The organism is Paractinoplanes bogorensis (assembly GCF_018829635.1).
Classification (GTDB): Bacteria; Actinomycetota; Actinomycetes; order Mycobacteriales; family Micromonosporaceae; genus Actinoplanes; species Actinoplanes bogorensis.
Map to the genome: position 1 here is coordinate 220008 of NZ_JAHKKG010000002.1, position 19730 is coordinate 239737.

General features: G+C 70.8%; 23 protein-coding genes. 10 read left to right on the forward strand and 13 right to left on the reverse strand.

Annotation, left to right across the window (positions count from 1 at the left end; genetic code table 11):
- Positions 1 to 19: 19 nt before the first annotated feature.
- The gene (locus KOI35_RS05815; protein ID WP_215785003.1) at positions 20 to 427 is read left to right on the forward strand and encodes a CoA-binding protein; all 408 of its coding nucleotides are present in this window, start codon (positions 20 to 22) and stop codon (positions 425 to 427) included.
- A gap of 131 nt (positions 428 to 558) precedes the next feature.
- The gene (locus KOI35_RS48260) at positions 559 to 1095 is read left to right on the forward strand and encodes a DUF4190 domain-containing protein (RefSeq protein ID WP_215785004.1); all 537 of its coding nucleotides are present in this window, start codon (positions 559 to 561) and stop codon (positions 1093 to 1095) included.
- Positions 1096 to 1841: 746 nt separating this feature from the next.
- Here KOI35_RS48260 and KOI35_RS05825 read toward each other — a convergent pair.
- From KOI35_RS05825 to KOI35_RS05835, 3 genes are all read right to left on the reverse strand, one after another.
- Positions 1842 to 2633 (reverse strand): SDR family NAD(P)-dependent oxidoreductase, encoded by a 792-nt coding sequence (locus KOI35_RS05825; protein ID WP_215785005.1) that lies wholly within the window; start codon positions 2631 to 2633, stop codon positions 1842 to 1844.
- A 503-nt stretch (positions 2634 to 3136) separates the two neighbouring features.
- Positions 3137 to 3787, reverse strand: coding sequence for a hypothetical protein (locus KOI35_RS05830; RefSeq protein ID WP_215785006.1), 651 nt, complete (start codon positions 3785 to 3787; stop codon positions 3137 to 3139).
- 93 nt (positions 3788 to 3880) lie between these two features.
- Entirely contained in the window at positions 3881 to 4738 is an 858-nt protein-coding gene (locus tag KOI35_RS05835) for a DMT family transporter (protein ID WP_246612618.1), read from the reverse strand.
- A 166-nt stretch (positions 4739 to 4904) separates the two neighbouring features.
- Here KOI35_RS05835 and KOI35_RS05840 point away from each other — a divergent pair, with 166 nt between their 5' ends.
- Entirely contained in the window at positions 4905 to 5618 is a 714-nt protein-coding gene (locus KOI35_RS05840; protein WP_215785008.1) for an HAD family hydrolase, read from the forward strand.
- An 8-nt stretch (positions 5619 to 5626) separates the two neighbouring features.
- A complete protein-coding gene (locus tag KOI35_RS05845) occupies positions 5627 to 6130 on the forward strand; it encodes a hypothetical protein (RefSeq protein WP_215785009.1) in 504 nt (167 codons plus the stop codon).
- On the opposite strand, the gene KOI35_RS05850 is transcribed toward KOI35_RS05845, so the two are convergent.
- Positions 6131 to 7003 carry a PhzF family phenazine biosynthesis protein gene (locus KOI35_RS05850; RefSeq protein ID WP_215785010.1) on the reverse strand — a complete coding sequence of 291 codons (873 nt, stop codon included), beginning with the start codon at positions 7001 to 7003 and terminating at the stop codon, positions 6131 to 6133.
- Positions 7004 to 7030: 27 nt separating this feature from the next.
- Here KOI35_RS05850 and KOI35_RS05855 point away from each other — a divergent pair, with 27 nt between their 5' ends.
- Genes KOI35_RS05855 through KOI35_RS05865 form a run of 3 tightly spaced genes read left to right on the forward strand, consistent with a single transcriptional unit; the run spans position 7031 to position 10044 of the window.
- Positions 7031 to 8314: a magnesium transporter MgtE N-terminal domain-containing protein gene (locus KOI35_RS05855; RefSeq protein ID WP_215785011.1), complete on the forward strand. Its 1284-nt coding sequence runs from the start codon at positions 7031 to 7033 to the stop codon at positions 8312 to 8314.
- Entirely contained in the window at positions 8311 to 8871 is a 561-nt protein-coding gene (locus KOI35_RS05860) for a DUF1003 domain-containing protein (RefSeq protein ID WP_215785012.1), read from the forward strand. Before KOI35_RS05855 ends, KOI35_RS05860 begins: the two co-directional genes overlap by 4 nt.
- Before the next feature lie 24 nt (positions 8872 to 8895).
- Entirely contained in the window at positions 8896 to 10044 is a 1149-nt protein-coding gene (locus KOI35_RS05865) for an Mrp/NBP35 family ATP-binding protein (protein WP_215785013.1), read from the forward strand.
- A gap of 36 nt (positions 10045 to 10080) precedes the next feature.
- Here the strand turns inward: KOI35_RS05865 and KOI35_RS05870 are convergent, their stop codons facing one another.
- Together KOI35_RS05870 and KOI35_RS05875 are read right to left on the reverse strand one after the other, a co-directional pair.
- Entirely contained in the window at positions 10081 to 10503 is a 423-nt protein-coding gene (locus KOI35_RS05870; RefSeq protein WP_215785014.1) for a twin-arginine translocase TatA/TatE family subunit, read from the reverse strand.
- Positions 10504 to 10615: 112 nt separating this feature from the next.
- A complete protein-coding gene (locus KOI35_RS05875; protein WP_308120804.1) occupies positions 10616 to 11857 on the reverse strand; it encodes a S1C family serine protease in 1242 nt (413 codons plus the stop codon).
- A 259-nt stretch (positions 11858 to 12116) separates the two neighbouring features.
- Here KOI35_RS05875 and KOI35_RS05880 point away from each other — a divergent pair, with 259 nt between their 5' ends.
- Complete coding sequence (locus KOI35_RS05880; protein ID WP_246612710.1) at positions 12117 to 12686, forward strand: O-methyltransferase; 570 nt, start codon at positions 12117 to 12119, stop codon at positions 12684 to 12686.
- Here the strand turns inward: KOI35_RS05880 and KOI35_RS05885 are convergent.
- Together KOI35_RS05885 and KOI35_RS05890 are read right to left on the reverse strand one after the other, a co-directional pair.
- Positions 12666 to 14081 (reverse strand): leucyl aminopeptidase family protein, encoded by a 1416-nt coding sequence (locus KOI35_RS05885; RefSeq protein ID WP_215785016.1) that lies wholly within the window; start codon positions 14079 to 14081, stop codon positions 12666 to 12668. The two genes, KOI35_RS05880 and KOI35_RS05885, sit on opposite strands and share 21 nt — an antisense overlap.
- 77 nt (positions 14082 to 14158) lie before the next feature.
- Positions 14159 to 14326, reverse strand: a complete 168-nt coding sequence (locus KOI35_RS05890) for a DUF3117 domain-containing protein (protein WP_014694782.1) — start codon at positions 14324 to 14326, stop codon at positions 14159 to 14161.
- 260 nt (positions 14327 to 14586) lie between these two features.
- Between KOI35_RS05890 and KOI35_RS05895 the strand changes: the two genes are divergently transcribed.
- On the forward strand, positions 14587 to 15396 hold the full coding sequence (locus KOI35_RS05895) for a PaaX family transcriptional regulator (protein WP_215785017.1): 810 nt from the start codon (positions 14587 to 14589) through the stop codon (positions 15394 to 15396).
- 29 nt (positions 15397 to 15425) lie between these two features.
- Complete coding sequence (locus KOI35_RS05900) at positions 15426 to 16226, forward strand: enoyl-CoA hydratase/isomerase family protein (protein ID WP_215785508.1); 801 nt, start codon at positions 15426 to 15428, stop codon at positions 16224 to 16226.
- 125 nt (positions 16227 to 16351) lie between these two features.
- On the opposite strand, the gene KOI35_RS05905 is transcribed toward KOI35_RS05900, so the two are convergent.
- From KOI35_RS05905 to KOI35_RS05925, 5 genes are all read right to left on the reverse strand, one after another.
- Positions 16352 to 17155, reverse strand: coding sequence for a S1 family peptidase (locus tag KOI35_RS05905; RefSeq protein WP_215785018.1), 804 nt, complete (start codon positions 17153 to 17155; stop codon positions 16352 to 16354).
- A 284-nt stretch (positions 17156 to 17439) separates the two neighbouring features.
- On the reverse strand, positions 17440 to 17961 hold the full coding sequence (locus KOI35_RS05910) for a hypothetical protein (protein ID WP_215785019.1): 522 nt from the start codon (positions 17959 to 17961) through the stop codon (positions 17440 to 17442).
- 13 nt (positions 17962 to 17974) lie between these two features.
- Complete coding sequence (locus tag KOI35_RS05915; RefSeq protein WP_215785020.1) at positions 17975 to 18625, reverse strand: DNA-3-methyladenine glycosylase I; 651 nt, start codon at positions 18623 to 18625, stop codon at positions 17975 to 17977.
- A 34-nt stretch (positions 18626 to 18659) separates the two neighbouring features.
- The gene (locus KOI35_RS05920) at positions 18660 to 19154 is read right to left on the reverse strand and encodes an SRPBCC family protein (protein WP_215785021.1); all 495 of its coding nucleotides are present in this window, start codon (positions 19152 to 19154) and stop codon (positions 18660 to 18662) included.
- Positions 19151 to 19687, reverse strand: a complete 537-nt coding sequence (locus tag KOI35_RS05925) for a DivIVA domain-containing protein (RefSeq protein WP_215785022.1) — start codon at positions 19685 to 19687, stop codon at positions 19151 to 19153. Before KOI35_RS05925 ends, KOI35_RS05920 begins: the two co-directional genes overlap by 4 nt.
- Positions 19688 to 19730 lie beyond the last annotated feature (43 nt).

A 19730-nucleotide genomic window follows, 5' to 3' on the forward strand; every position in this document is an offset into this window, starting at 1 on the left:
CCTGACTACAGTCGATGGCATGAGGAGTGCACAGCAGATCCTGGCCGAGGCGAACGTGATCGCCGTGGTCGGGGCGTCTCGGGATCCGTACAAGCCGTCCCACTCGGTGCCGCTCCAGATGCTCCGGCACGGCTGGCGGATCATCCCGGTCAACCCGTTCGTCGACGAGGTGTTCGGGGTCAAGACGGTGCCGACGCTGGCCGACCTCGACGAACCGGTCGACCTGGTCGACATCTTCCGGCCCGCGCACGACGCGGTCGAGGTGGTGCGGCAGGCGGTCGCGATCAGGGCACCAGCGGTCTGGCTGCAGAGCGGCATCGTGTCGGCCGAGGCGCGCCGGATCGCCGAGGAAGCCGGCATCGACTACGTGGAAGACCGCTGCCTCGCCGTCGAACGCGCGGTCGGCCAACTGACCAAGCTGCACTGAAACCCGGTTCCCCGGTGACGCAAGATCGGGCAAGATCAGTCCGATAGCCGTCGCAACCTGCGGACACGTCCACCTGTGGTGTCCTCTCCTGTGGCCCGGCTAGTACCGTGCCGGGGAACGAGGAGGACCTGATGACCTATCCACCCGGTGGAACACCGGATCCATATCAGCCGCAGCAGCCGTACGGGCAGCAGCCGTACGACCCCACCACGCCGTATTCGGCCGAGCCGTCGAGCGGGCAGCCCTACGGCTCCCAGCCGTCGAGCGGCCAGCCTTACGGTCAGCCGTACGGGGCTCAGCCCTCCAGCGGTCAGCCGTACGGGGCGCCGGCCAGCGGCCAGCCCTACGGGCAGCCGGCGGCGGCGTACGGGCAGGACCCGTACAAGCAGTCGTACGGTCAGCAGCCCGGCTACGGCCAGCCTTACGCGGCGACCACCAACACGATGGCGATCCTGTCGCTCGTGTTCGCGTTCGTCTTCGCGCCGGCCGGCATCGTGATGGGCCACGTCGCCCGCAAGCAGATCCGGCAGACCGGCGAGCAGGGCGAGGGCCTGGCCACGGCCGGCCTGTGGGTGAGCTACATCTTCACCAGCATCTACGCGCTGATCTGCGCCTTCTACGTGATCATCGCAATCGTCGCCGTCGGCAGCGCCAGCACCAGCCCGTAAGCACTGCCAAGCCGCACCGCGCGCGCCGGCCGGTCGGGAAACCGACCGGCCCGCCCGCAGCGCACACAAGGCCCACCCTCAGCACGCGCAGCCGCCCCTGAGACGCGGCGCGCTCCGCCACGGCCGTCAGCCGGTCCCACGCGACGTCGGGTAGTGAGTACTCACTCAACACGACCGCCAGCCAGCTCCGTGGCGATGGCTTGTGAGTACTCACTCAAAACAGCCGCCAGCCAGCTCTGTGGCGCTGGTTTGTGAGTCCTCACTCAACACGACCACCAGCCAGCTCCGTGGCGCTGGTTTGTGAGTACTCACTCAACACAGCCGGAGCCCGCGCAGGCCGCTGACAGTGCGGAGATAAGCACTCACTCAATACACGGCCACTAGCCGGCCGCCCGCGGCGTTGAGTTTGTGAGTACTCACTCACCAAAGCTGGTGCCGACGCAGGCCGCTCACAAGCAGGGAAGTAAGCACTCACTCAACGCGGGTGGCAGCCCGCCGCTCGCGGCGATGGGTTGTGAGTACTCACTCACCAAAAATGGTGCCGGCGCAGGCCGCTCACAAGCAGGGAAGTAAGCACTCACTCAACGCGGGTGGCAGCCCGCCGCTCGCGGCGATGGGTTGTGAGTACTCACTCACCAAAGCTGGTGCCGGCGCAGGCCGCTCACAAGCAGGGAAGTAAGCACTCACTCAACGCGGGTGGCAGCCCGCCGCTCGCGGCGATGGGTTGTGAGTACTCACTTACCTTGTCAGCGGAACTCGGCCTCGCGGACGCTGTTGCCGCCGTCCACCACCAGCATCTGGCCGGTGATGTAGGACGCGGCCGGGGAGCAGAGGAAAGCGATCGCGGCGGCGACCTCGTCGGGGGTGCCGGGGCGGCCGATCGGTGTGCCCAGGCCCTGCTTGATCTCGGTGACCGTAGAAGCGGCCGTGTAGATCGTGCCGGGCGCCACGCAGTTGACGTTCACGCCGTCGGCCACCAACTCCATCGCCAGCGCCCGGGTCAGGCCGACCACGCCCGCCTTGGCCGCCGCGTAGGCCGCCTCGGTCGGCAGGGCGTTCACCGGGCCCGCGGTGGCCGACAGGTTGACGATCCGGCCCCAGCCGCGCTCGGCCATGCCGCCCTGGAAGGCGCGGCTGCACAGGAACGCCGTGCTGAGGTTGCGGTCGATCTCGGACTTCCACTCGTCATAGGTGAGCTGGGCGACCGGCCGCAGAATCTCCGGGTTGGCCCGGCTCGTCAGACCCGCGTTGTTGACCAGCACCTCGACGTCACCCAGGTGGTCGGTGACGGCGTCGGCGAGCGCGCCCACCTCCGACTCGTCGGTGAGGTCGGCGACGAAACCGGTGACTCCCAGCTCGGCGGCCCGTTCGTGGATGCGCCGCGTGGTCGACACGATCGCCACCCGCGCTCCCAGGTCGCGCAACCGGCGGGCCGTCGCATATCCGATGCCGTCGGGGCTTCCCGCCCCGGTGACCAGGGCGACCTTCCCGTCCAGTCGCAACGTGACCGGTGCTTCCTGCGGCTCCGCAGCCTCCACCTCGACCCCCTCCGGCTCGGGTGATGCGGCCTGGCACGGCAGCCACGTCGCGCATCCCGGGGCACATCCTCTCAACCCGGTTCCAGTCCCGAGCCCGGAGGTCGCCCATTCCACCCTTCACCGGCACTTTCTCGCCCGATGAGCCGACCCCACCCGAGCCACGCCGCCCGAGCCGACCCCACCCGAACCGGAGCGTGCCGAGCGGAGACTGGGCAGGTCGCAGCCGGCCAAGCCGCGGCCAGGCAAGCCGCAGCCCGCCAAACCGCCGCCGGGCAAGTCGCCGCCGGGCAAGTCACAGCCTGCCGAGCCAAGCGGCATCCCACCGAACGAAGCCGCGGCCAGCCGACCAAAAGCCGGCAGGGCCGAGCCGAGGCCGACCAAAGCCGGCAAGGCCGAGCCGAACTCGGCCTGACCGCAGCCGACCGAGGCCGACCCGAAGAACCCGAGACTCAATCCACCCGAGCGCACCCAGCCGGCACGAGAGCCAGACGGAAGAAAGGCGATCAGTTCAGGCGCGGAGTGGCGGTCGGATTGGCCAGGGGACGCACCGGCGCCTCCTGGACGAACAGCAGCGGAGCCTCCGGCCCGTACCGGGCCGGCAACTCGGTGCGCGCCCGGTCGAGATCCTGGGTGCCGATCTCGACCCCGGCGCCGTCGTGGCGCGCTCCGACCGAGACGATCCGGACGCCGGAGTGGGTCCAGAAGTCGAGGTCGGCCAGCACCCGGTCATGCCAGACGGCCAGGTCGGTGGCGGTGTGGGCGGCGTCGCGGACGACGATGCAGGTGTCTTCGGCGGCACGGCGGATGAAGTTGTCGAACTCGGCCGAGGGCACGCGGTGCACGATGGCCCGCGCGTTCTCCTGGTCGACCTCGAGACCGGCGAAGCTGCCCGCGAACTCGGTCTGGCCGGCCTTTTCGATGCGGTCCATTGCGCCCTGCAGATCGGCTGGGGTCACCGGCATGGGTACGCCGGCGACGGCCATGTGCTCGGGCAGGCGCAGGAACTCGCAGCCGGCCGTGCTCCAGCCGCCGGTCAGGCCCGGGGCGTCGGCCGCCGGCTGGTCGGACGAGTCGGCCGACTCGGCGCAGCCGCCGATCACGAGCACCGCCGCGAGTACCAGGAGACAGCCGATTCGGAATCGAGCACCGTACATCGCATTCCCCCTATCTACCCCGCCGCGGCGTGAACCGCCAAGCGAAGACCGGCCGGAGCGAGCGCCCCGCCAGGGCTCAACGAACGAAAGCCGCTAAGCGCGCAAGTCCCTTGGCCGACTGGCACGACGGCCGCCGAGCAGGAAGACGGCGACACCGGCCAGCAGCAGGGCAACGCCGGGCAGCGCGGCCGGTCGCGGCTGCTGGCCGAGCCACACCCAGGCCAGCAACGCGGCGCCGGGCACTTCGATCAGGGCGACGACGCTGACCGTGGTGGCCGAGATGCGGTGCAGGGCATAGCTGAACATCGAATGGCCCAGCAGCTGGGCCCCGACGACGAGGGCCAGGATCGCCAGCCAGGTGCGGTTGTCGTAGCCGCCGAGGGGCAGTCCGGCCAGCAGACAGACCCCGGCCAGCAGGACGGCACACGTGCCGTAGCAGATCCAGGTGTACGCGACCGTGCTCATCTCGGTGCGGGCCCGCTCACCGAGGGCGGTATAGACCGCGGCGAACATGCCGCCCGACAGCGCCAGGACGTCGGCCAGTACGGCCTGCCCGGAGACCCCGACGTCGGCACCGGTGGCCCAGGCGGCGCCGGCCACGGCCAGACCGATGCCGATCCAGCCGGCCGGCGGTGGACGACGACCCTGGAACGCCGCGATCACGCCCTGCCACACGGGCTGGGTCGCGACCAGGGCGGCCGAGGTGGCCACCGAGCCGAGCTGGACGCTCGGCATCCACGTGGAGAAGTGGGCCGCGAGCGCCAGGCCGGCCAGAACGGCGAAGAGTCTCGTACGGGATGAGGAGCGACTGGACCCGTACGCGAAAGGGGTCAAAGCCACGGTGGCCAGGGCGTTGCGCCAGAACGCGATGGCCAGCGCGGGCGCGGCCGCGAAGGCGATCAGCGGTGCTGACGACGAGACCGCGACGACGGCGACGGCCACCGCGAGCATGGCGCGTTGGTGCGATGAGCGCTCATTCATCCCCGGCCGTCGCTTCTTGCGGACTTCTGCGCCACAGTTTGCCGACCCCTATTGAACGGAAAGTGATGGTGTCGCTACAGTCACCGACGTTTGCTGACCCTTTTAACCCTGTCGATGCCCTGGGAGGCGTTTCGCCGTGCCCGCATACCGTGCGGTCGTGTTCGATTTTTTCGGCACGCTGACCCGATCCGTTCAACGGGGACCCCAGCACGCCGAGATCGCCCGAGCCTTGGGCGCCGATCCGGAGGCGGTCCGCGGGGTGCTGGACCGCACGTTCCGGGCCCGGGCCAAGGGCCGTTACGGATCGGCCGAGGCCACCCTACGGTGGGTGATCGAGCAGGCCGGGGGCCACCCCCGCAGCGATCAGGTGCGGGCCGGGGTGCCGGCCCGGGTGGACGCGCTCAAGGCCGACACGCGGTTGCGGGCCGATGCGGTCAGCGTGCTCGCCGCGATCAAGCGGCGCGGTCTGGCCACGGCCCTGATCAGCGACTGCACGCACGAGCTGCCCGCGTTCCTGCCCAGCCTGCCGGTCGCCCCGCTGCTCGACACAACCATTTATTCCGTACGCCTCGGCGTCTGCAAACCCGACCCACGGATCTATCTGGCCGCGTGTGAGCAGCTCGACGTGCATCCCACCGAATGCCTGTACGTGGGCGACGGGGGCAGCCACGAGCTGACCGGCGCCGCCGCCGTGGGCATGACACCGGTCCGGCTGGCCGCCCCCGACCTGGCCAACCACCTGGTGTTCGACGCCGACACCAATTTCGCCGGCCGTACGGTCCGGTCGCTCACCGAGGTGGTGGGTCTCGTCGACCACGCCCGCCTGGCCGGCGCCGAGGCAGCCGCTTAGTCCGTACGATGACGGTTGTGACTTCCGCGGTGCTCGACGAGGCGCTCAAGAAGGCCGCCCTGGCCTGGATCTCGGTCGGCGACGGCCCGGCCCTGGCCCTGTGGGTGCTGCCGCTCGACGGCACGCTGATCGTGCTCAGCGGCCCGGGCGAGCAATTCGCGCCCGGGCTGGCCGAGGCCGCGCAGGTCACCGTGCGGCTACGCGGCGACAACGGCGGCCTGATCGTGGTCACCGAGGCGGCCGTGACCCGGTTGCTGCCCGGCAGCGACGTCTGGGACGAGGTCGCGCCCCAGCTGGCGGCCAAGCGCCTGAACGCCTCGGGCGCGGCCGACGACGTGATCGCGCGCTGGGTCACCACGAACTGCGCGGTCGTCCGCCTGACACCGGTCGACGAGCAGGCGGTCGAGCGGCCGAACCTGCCGTCCGACTCCGGCGCCGCCGAGCCGCGGGAGACACCGGCCCGGGTCGAGACGCGCCGCCCGTTCCGCCTGCACCGCGTCAAGCGGCGCTAGTCAGCCGATGAACGGCGGGACGGTGATCTCGCCTCGGGCTATCGGGACCACGTGACCGGTCACGGTGGCGAGGGTGGCTACCCCGTCCACGGCGGTGACTGTGCAGTCGAGCAGGGACGGGCGCTTCATCTCGATGCCCTGGTGGACCCGGTAGGACGACGTGCCGTCGGGTGGGAGCAACCCCGCAGCCACCAGCCACAGGCCCAGGCCCAGCGCGGCCGAACCGGTGGCGGGATCTTCGGGCACCGCCGTCCCGGGGATGAATACCCGGGCGTGGGCCTCGGACGTCTCGGGCGACCAGGAGAACACGCTCAGGTCGGTGACGCCCGCCCGTCGCGCCGCGGCCGTGTCGACTTCGATGCGGGCGAGCGCGTCACGGCGTACGGGAAGAAAGATCCAGTCGAGACCACCGCCGGCCAAGCGCGGAGGCAGGCCGGCGAAGTCGTCCTGAGTGAGCCCGACCACGCCTAGCAGCGGCGCCGGATCCAGTGGTGGGCCCAGCTGCGGGGTTCCGCTGGTCAGGGTGGCCGAGCCCGAGGCGCGCACGGTGATCGGCAGCAGCCCCGCGCCGCATTCCTGCACCACCTCGGAAGGAGGAAACAGGTCTCGGCGCATCGAGGTGACCGCGGCGCCCACACTGGGATGACCGGCGAACGGGATCTCGCCCTCGGGCGTGAAGATCCGGGCCCGATAGGTCGCCGACGAATCGGTCGGCGGGAGCACGAAAACGGTCTCGGCCAGGTTGAATTCACGAGCGAGGGTATGCATCTGGTCGGTCGCGAGATCTTCGGCGCCGTAGACCACCGCGAGCGGGTTGCCGGCGAACGGGCGATCTGTGAAGACGTCGACGATCTCGTACGCCACTCCTGACATGTCCGGACCCTAACCTAGTGTGGAGTCGTGACCATGGGGACGAGGGTTTATCTGGCTCGGCTGGCCGGCCTGCCTGTCTTCGATCCCAACGCCGACCGGGTCGGCCGGGTCCGCGACGCGGTCGTGCGCCTGCGCACCACGAACCGGCCGCCTCAGGTGGTCGGGCTGGTGGCCGAGATGGCGCTGCGCCGGCGCATCTTCCTGCCGATCGGGCGGGTGACGTCGATGGACGCCGAGGGGGTCGTGCTGGCCAGCGGCTCGCTCAACCTGCGCCGGTTCGAGAAGCGGCCCAACGAGCTGCTGCTGGTCGAAGACCTGCTCGACCGACGGGTGACGATCCTGCCGGACGACGGCGACGGCCCGGGCACGACCGGCGCCGTGGTCGACATCGGCATGGAGCTCAACCGCAACAACGAATACCTGGTGACCCGGGTCGCCGTCCGCGAGCACACCGGCCGGCTGGCCCGTCGCGGGCACATCTATCAGGCCGAGTACGACCGGGTCCGCGGGCTGATCGGCCCGACCGACACCCAGGGCACGTCGAACCTGCTGGCCCTGCTCGAGCAGATGAAGCCGGCCGACATGGCGAACGCCCTGCAGGACCTGCCCGACGCCCGCCGTAACGAGGTGGCGGCAGCGCTGAGCGACCGCACGCTGGCCGACGTGCTCGAGGAGCTGCCCGAGCACGATCAGGTCGAGATTCTCGTACGCCTCGATCGCGAGCGCGCCGCCGACGTGCTCGAGCGGATGGACCCGGACGACGCGGCCGACCTGCTCGGCGAGCTGCCCCAGGCCGAGCAGGCGGTGCTGCTCGACCTGATGGAGCCCGAGGAGGCCGACCCGGTCCGTCAGCTGCTCAACTACCGTCCGGGCACGGCGGGCAGCGTGATGACCTCGGAACCGGTGATCATGACGCCGGACGCCACGGTGGCCGAGGCGCTGGCCCGCATCCGGGAACCGGAGTTGTCCCCGGTGGTCGCCGCGCAGGTCTTCGTCGCGCGGGCCCCCTCGGCCACCCCGACCGGCAAATATCTGGGCATGGTCCACTTCCAGCGGCTGCTGCGCGAGCCGCCCGCGTCGATCCTCGGCGGCATCGTCGACAACGACCTCGATCCGCTGCGCCCCGAGACCACGCTCGCCGAGATCATCAAGCGGATGGCCACGTACGACCTGGTGGCCATGCCCGTGGTCGACCCGACCCGCCGGCTCCTGGGGGCGGTGACGGTGGACGACGTGCTCGACCACTCGCTGCCCCGCGACTGGCGCGACCGTGACCTGCATGAGGACGACTCGCAGGAGGTGCGGTTGTGACCGAACCCCGCCGCGACCGCCTCGACCAGCCCGTCGAGCCGGGCCGGGTACGTCTGCCCCGGTTCGACCCCGAATCGTTCGGTGCGTGGTCCGAGGGCATCGCCCGCTACATGGGCACGGCCCAGTTCATCGTGTGGATGACGCTGGTGATCGCCAGCTGGTTCGCCTGGAACACGCTGGCGCCGAGCGAGACGCGCTTCGACCCGTACACGTTCACGTTCCTGACGCTGATCCTGTCGCTGCAGGCGTCCTACGCGGCGCCGCTGATCCTGCTCGCGCAGAACCGGCAGGCCGACCGCGACCGCCTGGCCGCCGAGGAGGACCGCCGGCGCGCGGCGATGCAGAAGGCCGACACCGAATATCTGGCCCGCGAGATCGCGTCGCTGCGGATCGCCATGGGTGAGGTCGCCACTCGCGACTTCCTGCGCTCCGAGCTGACCCGGCTGGCCGGCGAGCTGGACGAAGCCGCGCACCGGCGAGAGAAGCGGACTAAGCGGGAGAAAAAGCCCCGCTCGGACTGGGCGGACGATCGCACGGACTTCGACGAAGCCCGCTGATTACCGCGACGTAGCATGGGCATCATGTCCGCACCCGCCTCCACCATCGAGGACGCGATCCAGGCCGCACTGGCCACCGTCGACGACCCCGAGATCCGCCGCCCGATCACCGAACTCGGCATGGTCAAGGGCTTCACCGTCGCCGGCGAATCGGTGCAGGTCGAGCTGCTGCTGACCGTGGCCGGTTGCCCGCTGCGCGACAAGCTCAACAACGACATCACCACCGCCCTCACCTCGATCCCCGGCATCTCGTCGGTGAGCGTCGAGTTCGGCGTGATGGACGAGGAGCAGCGCAAGGCCCTGCAGACCACGCTGCGCGGGGGCGGTGCCGCGGCCGAACCGGTCATCCCGTTCGCCCAGCCCGGTTCCCGCACGCGGGTCTACGCGGTGGCCAGCGGCAAGGGCGGCGTCGGCAAGTCCAGCGTCACCGTCAACCTGGCCGCGGCCCTGGCCAAGCGCGGGCTCTCGGTCGGCGTGATCGACGCCGACATCTACGGCCACTCGGTGCCCCGCATGCTCGGCGTCGACGGCCGCCCGACCCGGGTCGAAGACATGATCATGCCGCCGCAGTCGCACGGCGTGAAGGTGATCTCGATCGGGATGTTCACGGCCGGCAACGCCGCGGTCGTGTGGCGCGGGCCGATGCTGCACCGCGCGCTGCAACAGTTCCTGGCCGACGTCTACTGGGGCGACCTCGACGTGCTGCTGCTCGACCTGCCGCCGGGCACCGGTGACGTGGCCATCTCGCTGGCCCAGCTGCTGCCCAACGCGGAGATCCTGGTCGTCACCACCCCGCAGACGGCCGCGGCCGAGGTGGCCGAGCGGGCCGGGGCGATCGCCATGCAGACCCACCAGCGCCTGGTCGGCGTGGTGGAGAACATGTCGTGGCTCGAGCTGCCGGACGGCTCGCGCATGGAGGTCTTCGGGGCCGGCGGCGGTCAGGCCGTGGCCGACTCGCTGACCACCACCGTGGGGGCCTCGGTGCCGCTGCTCGGGCAGATCCCGCTCGACACCCGGGTGCGTGAGGCAGGCGACGCCGGTGACCCGATCGTGCTGGCTGCGCCCGACGCGCCGGCCGCCCAGGCTCTCGACGCGGTGGCGAACAAGCTGGCCGTACGCCGTGAGTCGCTGGTCGGCAAGCCGCTGGGCCTGATGGTCAACGCGCGCCGCTGAGAAACACCGCTGACAGACTCGGCGCCGCCTGCGTGATCAGGTGGCGTCGAGATCCAGCTGGCGGCGGGCCGGAGCCGCCGGGGCGGCCGGGGTCGCAGCCGACGCGGAGCCGGTGTTCTTGATGTCGGCGGCCGCGGCGACCTCGCCCAGGTCGTTCTTGACCCCGTTCAGGTCCTGCTTCACGTCTTCGAAGAGGCCCTGCAGCGGCTTCCGGATCGCCGCCTCGTCCTCCTCGCTCAGCAGATGCTTGCGGATGAACGCCTTGGGGTGCAGATCCTGCAGCTGGAGGTCGGTGCCGAGCTCCTTGTTGAGGTCGCTGGTCGCGTTCTGCGCCATCGCCCGCAGCCCGCGCAGCATGCGCAGGCCGTCGCCGATCACCTTGGGCAGGCGCTCACCAAAGATCAACAGCGCCAGCATGAGCAGCGCGCCGATCTCCCACCAGTTCAGGTTTTCGAACATGTGGCCCTCCCAAGGTCCCGGCCCAGCCTACGCACGAGAGCTGTGCGACGGCCATCCGTCCGCCCCGCCTACCGTCAGAAACCCGGCTGAAGACTTCGCGAATTGACGGCGATCAGTTGGAGTCGGCCACCAACGTCACCGAGGCGGTCTGGGTCTTCGTCCCGCGACGGTACTCCACCGAGACCGTGGCGCCGGGGGCGTACTTGCGGACCAGGGCGACCAGGTCGGTGCCGTCCTCGAGCACGTGCCCGTCGATCTTGGTGACCACGTCGTTGGCCTTCAGACCGGCGGTGGCGGCCGGGCCGGCCGGCTCGACCGAGCGCAACCGGGCCCCCGACGTGCTGTTGCCGCCCTCGACCACGGTCGCGCCGATCACCGTGCGCCGGGCCTTGCCGTGGTCGATGATGTCGCCGGCCACCCGGCGGGCCTGGTTGATCGGGATCGCGAAGGCCAGGCCGATGTTGCCGGCCTCGGTCTCGTTGCCGCCGACCGAGCGGATCACCGAGTTGACGCCGATGACCTGACCGGCCGCGTTGACCAGCGGGCCGCCGGAGTTGCCCTGGTTGACCGCGGCGTCGGTCTGGATGGCCGCGTAGTAGCGGGTCTGGCCCGCGTCGCCGGCCTCGATGGTGCGGTCGAGGGCACTGACGATGCCGTACGTGACCGTGTTGCGCAGGGCCAGCGGCGACCCGAAGGCGAGCACCGGGTCGCCGACCGCGATGGCGTCGGAGTTGCCGATCGCGACCGGGGTGAGACCGGTCTTGGCGACCTTGATCACAGCGACGTCGGACTCGGGGTCACGGCCGACCAGCTCGGCCTTGGCCGTGGAGCCGTCGCTGAAGGCCACCGACATGGTGTCGTCGGCCCCCTCGACCACGTGGTCGTTGGTGATCACGTAACCGTCGGTGGACACCACGAAGCCGGAACCGATGGCACCGGTGACCCGCACGGTCACCACGCTCGGGAGCACCTTGGCGGCGATCCCGGCCAGCGAGTCGGGGGCCCGGTTGGCCGCGGCCGGCGGGTCTTGAGCGGTCGCGCCGAGCTGGGTGCCACCGCCGGTGGCGACGCCCCCGCGGACCGCGAAGACATAGCCCAGCGTGCCGCCCAGACCACCCGCGAGCAGGGCCGTGACCAGGCAGATGGCAAGAATCGGCCCGTACGAGCGCCGGGGCGCGTCGGGGTCGGTGACCGGCTCGGGCGGCGGGCCGGTGGTCGCACCCGGCGTCTCGACCACGACGGCGGTCGGCGCGTACGGGTCTCGCCAAGGGTCGGCGAGCGCATCAGACCACCAAGGCGACCCCGGCGGGGGTGGTGGTGGCTGTGGCGGACGCGCGTTCCAGCCGTCGGTCACGTCGGTGCCTCCACTCGATTCCTCCCGGGCTCCCCCTCCAGAATGACACGGATCCCGGATGACGCCCCGCCCCGGCCCGTTTCGTACGGACCGCTGAGCCATCGACGGCCCCGCTACCCTTCTATCCGATGTGCGCGGCAGAATCCACGTGCGTCCGCAAACCGCACCGGAGGTCGTCATCGTCCCGTCAGCCCGTCCGAGCGGCCCGAACGGCCACGCTCAGCAGTTCGCCGAGGCGTACGCCGACGAAGACGTCGTCCTGCAGACCGCCCGTGCCCTCGCGCACGAACTCGGCCTCGACTGCGTCACCCCGGCTGCGGGGTCGGTGCTGCGCCTGCTGGCCGCGGCCGGCAGCGCCAAGGCCGTGGTCGAGATCGGCACCGGCGCCGGGGTGAGCGGCGTCTGGCTGCTCCGCGGCATGCGCGCCGACGGCGTGCTGACCACGATCGACGTCGAGAACGAGCACCAGCGGATCGCCCGGCGGATCTTCGTCGAGGCCGGCTTCGCCGCGTCGCGCACCCGGATCATCACCGGCCGCGCGCTGGACGTGCTGCCACGGCTGGCCGACGGCGCCTACGACCTGGTGTTCGTCGACGCCGACGTGACCGAGTTCGGGGCCTGCGCCGAGGCCGCCCTGCGCCTGCTCCGGCCGGGCGGCGTGCTGCTGGTCAACGAGGCGCTGGCCGGCGGCCGGATCAGCGACCCGTCGGCCCGTGACGTCGACACGCTGACCATCCGCGAGACGGTGCGCTCGGTGCGCGACTCCGAGGAGTGGATCCCGGCGATCATTCCCTCCGGGGCCGGGCTGCTAGCCGCGGTCAAGCGCTGAGATAAACCGCAGCAGCGTCCGTACGCCCCAGCCGGTCGCGCCCCGGGTGAGCTCGAGTTCCGACGTCTCGGCCCAGCACGGCCCGGCCATGTCGACGTGGACCCAGCGGTCGGCGTAGTCACCGGCGAACTCGCGCAGAAACAGCGCGGCCATCCCCCCGCCGTGGGTGGGCGAGCTGTGCCGGTCGGCGACGTCGCTGCGCAGCAGTTCGCGGTACTCGCCGGGCAGCGGCATCCGCCACATGCTCTCGCCGGCCGCCGACCCGGCCGCGATCAGGCCGGTCGCCAGCTCGTCGTTGTCGCTGTAGAGCGCGGCCGTGCTCTTGCCGAGGGCCACGACCGCGGCCCCGGTGAGGGTGGCGAAGTCGATCAGCACGTCGGGGGCCAGCTCGGCGACGGCGTAGCCGAGCGCGTCGGCCAGCACCAGGCGCCCCTCGGCGTCCGAGTTGGTCGACTCGCTGGTCGTGCCGTCGTAGTGGGTGATCACATCGCCCGGCCGGTAGGCCGAGCCGCTGACCGCGTTCTCGGCCAGGGGCAGCAGCGCGGTGACGCGTACGGGCAAATCAAGATCGGCCGCCCCCAGCGTGGCGGCGGCCACCGTGGCCGCCCCGGCCATGTCGTTCTTCATCCGTTTCATGCCCTCGCGGGTCTTGATCGAGATGCCGCCGCTGTCGAACGTGATGCCCTTGCCGACCAGCACCACATGGGTCGTCGCGCCGGGCGGGGCCCAGGTCAGCTCGACCAGGCAGGGCCGGAACCGGGAACCACCACCGACCGCCCGCAGGCCACCGAACCGGGCCAGATCGTCGCCCGCCACGATGCGGACACCGACCCCGGCACGCTTGGCCGAGGCGCCGGTGACCTCCTCGGCCATCCAGTCCGGGTTCTTCAGCGAGGGCGGCGCATTCGTCAGATCGCGGGCCAGCCAGGTCGCCCGGGCCGCCACACGGGCCAGAACCAGGCTCTCCCCGTACGCCTCGGAGTCGTCCACGACGATCCCGACCTCGGCCGAGCGGGGTTCCTGCTGCGCGTCGCGATAGCGGTAGCCGCCGAGCCAGAGCCCCTCGGCCAGGCCGCGTACGGACTCATCCGTCTCCACCGACCTCAGGTCGAGCTGGGCCGGCTCGTCGTCCTCCAGAGCGCGCGCAACGGCCGCCCCGGCCGCTCGCCAACCGGCCTCGTCACCCGCTCCGACGTGCACCAACAGCACCCGGGCGGGCCGCCGCAGCGGACGCGGGAAGTCTTGCACCGAACCGGCCCGCCGATCCGTCTCGGCCAGTGCGGCGATCTCGGCTCCCAGGTCGCCACCCGGGTGCGAGAGTGGACCCGGCGTACCGATCGGCACGATGCGGGTCAGGTCGTCGTCGAGGTGGTCGGTCAACCGGATCGGAAACACGAGAGCGTGACCTTTCTCGAAGACGTGGAAAGCCCGCCGGTACGGGCGGTACCGTACCGGCGGGCTCGCGTGAAACGTCAGCCGGCGATCGACTTCAACGCGTCACCCAGCGCGCTGGCCTCGTCCGGAGTCATCTCAACGACGAGACGGCCACCACCTTCCAGCGGGACGCGCATGACGATGCCCCGTCCCTCCTTGGTGACCTCCAGCGGACCATCGCCCGTCCGCGGCTTCATCGCCGCCATCTTGTCTCCCCTCAGACCCACATCAGGGTGTCGGTGGGTTACCCCACAGCCACTGCCACAACGCCACGTGCTCAGCCCCACGTGACGCGGTACCTCGTTTCCGACCGGCGGCCAGACGGGCCTTTGCGCGTGCTGACGCGACCCGGCCCACCGTGCCGATCAAACATTTTCCCTGATGAACACCGGCGAACCCAAACCCAGCCCGGGCGGATGTGACAGCGTCTAGCATATCGCCTTTCGGGCTGTCACAATGTGCGGTCATGCAGGCGCGGTCGGCACTCTTCGACCTGTACGGCGACTATCTCCGCCCCCGAGGCGGCCGGGCGCCGGTCGCGGCCCTGGTCAGACTGCTTGCGCCGCTCGGCATCGCCCCTCCCGCGGTGCGCACCGCGGTGTCCCGGATGGTGCGCCAAGGGTGGCTGCACCCTATGCGATTGGTCTCCGGACCCGGCTATCTGCTGACCCCCAAGGCCGCCCGGCGACTCGACGAGGCGTCGGCCCGGATCTACCGCACCGGGCGCGTCAGCTGGGACGGGAAGTTCGATCTGGTGCTTTTGCACGATCCGCTGGGCAAGCGCGACGCCGGTCGGCTCGCCTTCCTCGGCTACGGCGCACTCGGCGACAACGCGTGGGTAGCGCCGCGACCGGCCGACGAGGCCGACACCGTGCTGCGCGAGGCCGGGGTCGGCTACGAACGGTTCACCGCCAGCCACGCCGCCGGGTCACCCGGTGCCGCCGACGTGGTCGGGCGGGCCTGGGATCTGCCCGAACTGGCCCGCTCGTACGAGGATTTCGTGGCTGACCTGCGACCCGTGGTCACCTCGGTCAACGCACGCAGCAGCGACGAGGAGGCGTACGCGGCCCGCTTCCACCTGGTCCACTCGTGGCGATCGTTCCTGTTCCGCGATCCACAGCTGCCCGCCTCGTTGCTGCCCGCACGCTGGCCCGGGGTGAGCGCGGCCGGTTTCTTCGACCGGCACGCGACCCGGCTACGGCCCGCGGCCGACCGCTACGTCGAGCGATGCCTGCACTCGGTGAGTCGCGGCCGTGTGGGATTCTCAGACGCATGACCGCCGTCCAACCACCCCACCCGCCGCCCATGACCGGACTGAAGACCGAATCATTGCTCGTCGACCGCACTGACGCGGTCGTCACGCTCACGCTCAACCGGCCCGAGGCGATGAACGCCCTGACCGTCGACCTCAAAGAGGCCCTGCGGGACACGCTGGCCGCGCTCGAGAGCGACAAGTCGTGCCGGGCGATCGTGCTGGCCGGGGCGGGCACCGCGTTCTGCGTCGGGCAAGACCTGCGCGAGCACGCCGAGCAGCTGGAATCAGGCAAAACCGATCTGGATACCGTACGGGTCCACTACAACCCGATCGCCCAGCGCCTGGCCAGCATGCCCAAGCCGGTGGTGGCGGCCGTCCGCGGCACGGCGGCCGGGGCCGGGGCGTCGTTCGCGCTGCTGGCCGACTTCCGGATCGGCGGGCCGAAGACGAGCTTCCTGATGGCCTTCGCCAACGTCGGACTGGCCGGCGACAGCGGCGTGTCGTGGTCGCTCCCCCGCATCGTCGGACACGCTCAGGCGCTCGAGATGCTGCTGCTGGCCGAGCCGGTGCGGGCCGCTCGTGCCCTGGAGATCGGGCTGCTCTCCCGCCTGACCTCCACTGACGACGAGGTGCTGCCGGCCGCGCAGGAGCTCGCCGCACGCCTCGCGGCCGGTCCGACGGTGGCTTACGGGGCGATCAAGCGCGAGCTGTCGATCGGCGACGCCGGCACGTTGTCCGACGCGCTCGCCGCCGAGGCCCAGGCCCAGGCCATCTGCGGCGCGACGGCCGACCACAAGGCCGCCGTCAACGCCTTCGTGAACAAGCAGAAGCCCGCCTTCAACGGCAACTGAGTGCCACTGAAGGCGGGCGCACCGCTCTGGCCTACTGCTCTGGCCCACCGCCCTGGCGCACCACTTCTTGGTGAGTGAGTACTCACTAACGCGGGGTTTGTGAGTGCTCGCTCACCGGTCGGTGGTCAGCCGCCGAGGCTGGTGGCGGCGCTGCGGATCGCTGAGGAGAAGTAGCTCACCTGGGTGTAGACGCCGGGCTTGTTGCGGCGGGCGCAACCGTCGCCCCAGCTCACGATGCCTACCTGGATCCAGGCGTTGGCGGCGTCGCGGCGGAACATCGGGCCGCCCGAGTCGCCCTGGCAGGTGTCGACGCCACCGGCGGCGTAGCCGGCGCAGATCTCCTCGGCGGCGATGACCTGGCCGCCGTACATCGAGGACGAGTTGCAGGTGGAGTCGCTGACGAACGGCACCGTCGCCTTGAGCTGGTAGCGCTGCTGCGCGCCGCCCTCACGGTTGGCGCCCCAGCCGGCGATCGTGAACGTGCCCGAGTCGTAGGCGGTGCTCGTCGCGATCGGCAGCGTGGCCAGCGTCGTCACCGGGCTGGACAGGCGGATGAAGGCCCAGTCGTCGCCGTTGCCGTTGTAGCCGGGGGCGCGGTAGACGTAGTTCGAGGTCCGGGTGATCCGGCTGCTCGACTGCAGGTCGACCGTGCCCAGCGTGGCCGTGATCGACGTGTTGGCGCCGGTACGGCTCACGCAGTGCGCGGCCGTGAGCACCAGGTTCGGGCTGTAGAGGGCGCCGCCGCAGCCCATCGACAGGCGCACCATGAACGGGAACTCACCCTGCGTGGCGCGGCTGCCGCCGACCACCGAGGGGGACACCACACCGTCGCCGGGCGGCGCGGTCGGCGCTGCCTCAGCCGTCGTGCCCCACGCCGCCACGGTCAGCGCGGCCACCGCCGTGCTCACCAGAATCCGCCACTCGACCATCCGGTCCTCCCACCAACGAGTTGTTGGAGGGAGCCTAGGCATTGAGATCTATATATGTGACGATCCCAAAACCGTCATATCGCGCAGCCACACAGCGCCGCAACCAGAGTCAGATCAAGCCATCGGCCTGTAGCGGCGAAATCCCGAAGCGGCGACCAGAGTCGGATTTCGCCCGTCGATGACTTGGGCGCCGAAAACGGCTAGCGGAGCGAGGCCGTTTTCGGTGCCCAAGTCATCGGCCTGTAGGGGCGAAATCCCGGAGCCGCGGAGCGGCGACCATAGGCTCAGTCTTCTTCCTCGGGGTCCTGATTTGCCTCATCGCCGAGGACGAAGGCCTGCATGGCCAGCTCGTTGCCGGAAGGCCACACGTAGGTCGGCAGCTCGACCGGGCCCAGCTCGTGCACGTGTGACCAGAACTGACGCACGGCGTCGGCCGGCGTGGCCGCCTCGATCGGGAGCGCGACGCTGACCAGCCACGTCTGTTTGTCGGCGGCTCCGCCGAGCGTGCCCGCCAGTGCGCGGAAGACCGCCGGGTCGAGCGAGACGATCCGGGCGTCGTCGTCGAGGGCCAGCCCGGCGGCGGACACCGGTGCGTCGAACGCGCGCCGCACGTAGGCCAGCGTGAGCTCGTCGCCCTCGCCGGGCACCGCCTGCGCCAGCGCGACCACGTCGCCCTCCGCGACGAGCAGCACCTCGTCGTCGGGACTGACCGGGCCCGCGCCACCCGACACGGTCACCGTGTCGTGGTGGAAGAGCCGCTCGGTCGCCCACTGATCCGCCGGAATGATCACCGCCCACTGCGCCATGCGGTCAATCTCATCACGCGCCCGGATCGGCCCCGCCAGGTGGGACCCAGCAGCCCGCCAAGTGGTCGTCGACCATGCCCGTCGCCTGCATCAACGCATAAGCAGTGGTGGGGCCGACGAAGCGGAAACCGCGCTTCTTGAGGTCTTTGGCCATCGCCTTGGACTCGGGTGTGATGGCCGGGACGTCGGCCCGGGTGGCCGGGCGGGGCGGTTTCGGCGCGGGAGCGTAGGACCAGAGCAGCGCGTCGAGACCGTCGGGCAGGTCGGCCGCGACCCGGGCGTTGGCCAGGGCGGCGTCGATCTTCATGCGGTTGCGGACGATGCCGGCGTCGGTCATCAGGCGGGTGGCGTCGGCGTCGGAGAAGGCGGCCACCTTGGCGATCGAGAAACCGGCGAACGCGGCCCGGAAGGCGGGGCGTTTGCGCAGGATCGTGATCCAGGACAGGCCGGACTGGAACGCCTCGAGGCACATCCGCTCGAAGAGCGCGTCGTCGCCGCGCACCACGCGACCCCACTCGGAGTCGTGGTAGGGCACGTAGTCAGGCGTGCTGCCGCCCCAGAAGCACCGCGCCCGGCCGTCGTCGCCGACGACCAGACCGGCCTCGAGAAGGTCGGCCGGGGCCACGCCGGGCTGCGGAGCACCGAACGCCGAGGTGTCTGTCATGCCGCCCACCGTAGAGGCGGGGTCTGACAGAAACTCAGGGCAGGCGGCCCTGTTCGACGAGCCGGCCGAACTTCTTCAGCGCCCCGGTGAAGCCGAGCTTCGATCCCGGCCACAGCAGCGGCCAGGCCACCTTGCCGACCGCGGCGGGCAGGTGGAACCACTCGTGCAGCACCACCTGGGTGCGGTCGCCCGACATCGGCGTGCAGCGCATCGTGCCCGGTCCGCGGAGCACCTTGCCGCAATGCACGACCCTGACCTCGTACGGCGGATTGATCTTGACCACGCGCAGCTCGTCGCGCAACGCGGCCGGGCCGAGGGCGGTGATCGCCTCGACCAGGCTCCCCTCGCCACCGTCGCCCTCGACCACCCGGACCTTGGTGAACGGGATCCAGTCGCCCTGCTTCTCCCAGTTGAGGAAGGCGTCGAAGACCCGTTTGGCGGGGGCGTTCACGATCACGGTGGCGGTCACTTCGCCGGTGCCGGGGCGGGCGGCGTCACCCAGCCCGTCGGCCGGTCCGGTCGCGCTCACCGCGGCTCCGCCGACTGGCTGCTCGCGACCGGAGCGTCGTCGGGGACTGCCTGGGCCCCGGGGGCGGTCTTCGCCTCGGGGGAATCGCCGGCCGAAGCCTCGGGCGAAGCCTGGCTCACCGCGATCTGCAGGTCGCCGGCGGCCGGAGCGGGCGACTCGCCGGCCTCGGACGGCGCGATCGCCGCCTCGCGGGCCTTGCGGAGCACGTCGGCGTCGGCCGTGCGCCCTTCGCGCAGCGCCGTGACCTCGGCCTCGAGCACGCCGATGAGCTCGCCCTTGTAGCCGATGTCGTAGGCCGCGCGCTGCAGCGCCTGGTCGACCTGGGACATGCGGTAGCCACGAAAGGCGGTGTCGAACTTCGTCCGGACGACGTCCTCCTCACCGAGTGGCCGGTCGCTCGGCAGCGGCACGGCCGCACCGTCCGGCTCGACCGGCGTCAATGCGTTGTCGCCGCCGCCGATCATCACGGTCACGCCGAACACGATCGCTGCCACGACCAGTGCCACGACGATGAAGAGGAGAAGCTGACCCATGCGCTGAATGTTGGCATGTCGGACAGCGCGTGGCGAGCCCGCC